Source organism: Prevotella sp. LCP21S3_D2, from assembly GCF_052118345.1.
In the GTDB taxonomy this organism is placed as follows: Bacteria; Bacteroidota; Bacteroidia; order Bacteroidales; family Bacteroidaceae; genus Prevotella.
Window position 1 is genome coordinate 1 of the sequence record NZ_JBQKHJ010000060.1, and the last position, 2,966, is coordinate 2,966.

General features: G+C 43.0%; 3 protein-coding genes. All 3 read left to right on the forward strand.

From position 1 onward, the window contains the following. Positions 1–80 precede the first annotated feature (80 nt). The 3 genes from ACTQ16_RS16500 (at position 81) to tnpC (ending at position 2,802) form a co-directional block, all read left to right on the forward strand. Entirely contained in the window at positions 81–293 is a 213-nt protein-coding gene (locus tag ACTQ16_RS16500) for a hypothetical protein (protein WP_117587426.1), read from the forward strand. Positions 294–297: 4 nt separating this feature from the next. Then, positions 298–645 carry an IS66 family insertion sequence element accessory protein TnpB gene (gene tnpB, locus ACTQ16_RS16505; protein WP_153093909.1) on the forward strand — a complete coding sequence of 116 codons (348 nt, stop codon included), beginning with the start codon at positions 298–300 and terminating at the stop codon, positions 643–645. Positions 646–741: 96 nt separating this feature from the next. Beyond that, entirely contained in the window at positions 742–2,802 is a 2,061-nt protein-coding gene (gene tnpC / locus ACTQ16_RS16510) for an IS66 family transposase (protein ID WP_287608869.1), read from the forward strand. The last annotated feature ends 164 nt before the right edge of the window (positions 2,803–2,966 follow it).

Below are 2,966 nucleotides of genomic sequence, written 5' to 3' on the forward strand. Positions count from 1 at the left end.
GTAACTATTCGGTGAAAGCCGTATTGTGCGCCTAGATAAAGTTTCGTACCTTTGCACCATGATTTTAAATTTTTCAAATTATGGTGCAAGGCAAGAAACAATTAAACAGCAAGCCAAAGTTCGCCGAGGTTGTAATCGGCGACAATGAGGCGAAGGAGATGCGTGAGTCTGCAAAAGTTCGCAACCGTCGCAATCCTTATTTAAAATTAAGCTATCCCAATGGTGTGACACTAATTCTCCCTGCTGACATCAGTATCGAACAGCTTCGAGCCTACATTAGTATAACAGTGTAGGCTTATGGCTAGAGTTTGTCAGTTGACGGATGACCTGAAGTACTACTTGTGCATGGAGCCAGTCGACATGCGCAAGCAGTTTCAAGGACTCCAAGGAATCGTGAATGAGGAGTTCGGCCGTTACCTCACCCAAGATGAAGCCTTTATATTTATAGGTAAGACTCGCAAGACTGCTAAGGTCTTGCATCGTGAGAGCGATGGACTGACTCTTTATGTAAGAAAGTTGAGCGAGGGGCGTTTCCAAATGCCTCATTTTAATGATGATAATCGTACAACAACATTAACCCCAGATGAATTTACCCTCTTGATTCTGGGTGAAAAATGGTATGAAGAAATACCATCGGAGAGCTAGTTTTTCTATTAGTTTTTATTAACGTAAATAGCTGATATTTAGGCGTAAATATCAATCAAAATATTCGTTTTTCTCAATAATTTTTAGTACCTTTGTATGGTAAACAATAAGGTAAACGATATGTTTGAACAGCAACAAAATACAGGGAAAAGTACGTCTTTGGCAGAGAAATATGCCAATGCCGTAGACCAGTTGTCCGATGCCAATGATCGGGCAGCGCATGCAGAGCATGACCTGCAGGTGGAGCGCATCACTCGTCAAGACTTGATTGACGAGGAGGTGGCTCGCCGTGTTGCTGAAGCAGAAGAACGTATCAGAAAAGAGTTGGAAGCTCAATTAGCAGATAAGACCAAGGAATTGGAGGAACGTAATAAGGCTTTGGATAAGCGTGAGTCTGATGTAGATAAGAAAGCGGAGACAATCGCCCAAAATGTAAGTGAACAGGTTCGCCAGCAGATGTCTGCAGCTAAAACCCGTTTCGAGAAAACTGCGCTGAATCGTTTGGCTGATATGTTTGACATGTTCATGCAGGCGTTCATCGCCCTTGGTGACAAGGATTCTTCCAAAGGTCAGGAACTGTTGCAGAAGTATCAGCTTGCGGCAAAGAAAGCGCATGAGTCTTTGACGGATGAAATCAAGGATAAACTGGCCAAGGTTGAAGCTAAAAGCAAATCTAAGACCGAGCAGATAGCCTCTCTTGTCAGAATGATATTTACTCAAAAGCGTGAGCGGGTAGTCTTTAGTAAGGAAGAACGTGATACCATCTATGATAAGGTAATGGCATCAGTTGAGTTCACTGATGAGGAAAAGAAACGTTACCAAGAGTGCCGTGAATTCTGTGAGGAATATCGCAAGCGCAAGGCTATAAAGAAGCTTTTGAATAGCCAGAAGGAACAGAAGGGGCATGGGCGAAATCCTATACCTGAGGATATGCCTCGTTTGGAGGAAAAGGTACTTTGGCCTGAAGGCTATATAGGACATGAAGATGAATATGTAATTGTTTACCAAGGCAAGGTGCAGGAGTTTATCGTGCCAGCCAAAGTACGCTACTTTGTTCAGCCATATCGTCGTCCTGTAGTTCGTCGCAAGGATGATCCAATGCAGAAGCTCTTGCAGTCTCCTTGTTATGAGGACGTATTTTGGAAGAGTTATGCGTCTGCTGAGTTATTGGCGCAGTTAGAGTGTAATAAGTATGTCCTTCATCAGCCGTTTAACCGGCAGATAAAGAAGATGAAACAGGATGGCTTGATACTCGCTCCTTCAACAGTCGATGACTGGCATCAGGGTGTATGCGACAAGATAGAACCTCTCTACAATCTGCAGAAGGATCGAGTAATGTCCAGTTTGCTGCTTGGCGCAGATGGTTCTCCATTCCCGATATTGGACTGCGAGAAGCATAAGACGGTAAATCATTACTTGATTCAATATCGTTCAGTGGCGACAGGCATTCCAATCTTCATGGTTAATACGAAAAACAAGCATGGTAGGGGTACTGCTGACATCATGGACAACCTCAAAGATTGGAAAGGTGTGGCGCTGATGTGTGATGGTTACTCCGGCTATGATTGGCTGAAGAAGATAAATGGTCGTATATTGTGTCGCTGTGTCGTTCATGCCCGAAGACCAATGGAACGTGCCTTGAAGGAAAATCCTAATCTTGCAAAGATAGGTATCCTCTTCTACCAGAACATTAACCTGATTGAGGAAATGATAAAGGAGAAGAAACTTGAGGGCGAGGAGAAGGCACAGTTCAGGAAGGACCATGCTGAGCCACTATGGGAGGACTTCAAGCTATGGGCTGCAAGTGCCATCTTAGATGTGCCAAAAGACAGCAATATATACCAGGCATTGAACTATATGTTGCGCAACTATACAGAGTTGACCAATTATATAGACATCCCAGATATGCCATTGGACAATAATGATACCGAACGCCTGATCCGTGACATGGTGATGGGTAAGAAGGCTTATTTGTTCTGCCGTGACTTGGATGCTTGTAAACGTGCAGCAATGATGTACTCCTTGTTTGGAGCATGTAAGGTGCTAGATAAAAATCCTGAGCGTTGGCTTTGTTATGTGTTGAAGCACATAGATTCTACGCCTGAGGATAAGTATTATACTCTTCTTCCTGAGTTCTGGGAAGATGAGGAACAATAAAAATGAATTTAATATTTAGTCAAATTAAGTTATAACCTCCATTAGCTTGTGCTGATGGAGGGCTAAATTGCGTATTCTTGTCTCAAAATTAGAAAAATGATGCCGCCGTGCAAAGGTACAACATTATTTTGAGATTTGCAATACGGAGTTGAGCGGATACTTAC

Coding starts and splice junctions, on each gene's coding strand:
- ACTQ16_RS16500 (WP_117587426.1), top strand. CDS start 81: ATGGTGCAAGGCAAGAAACAATTAAACAGCAAGCCAAAGTTCGCCGAG.
- tnpB (WP_153093909.1), top strand. CDS start 298: ATGGCTAGAGTTTGTCAGTTGACGGATGACCTGAAGTACTACTTGTGC.
- tnpC (WP_287608869.1), top strand. CDS start 742: ATGGTAAACAATAAGGTAAACGATATGTTTGAACAGCAACAAAATACA.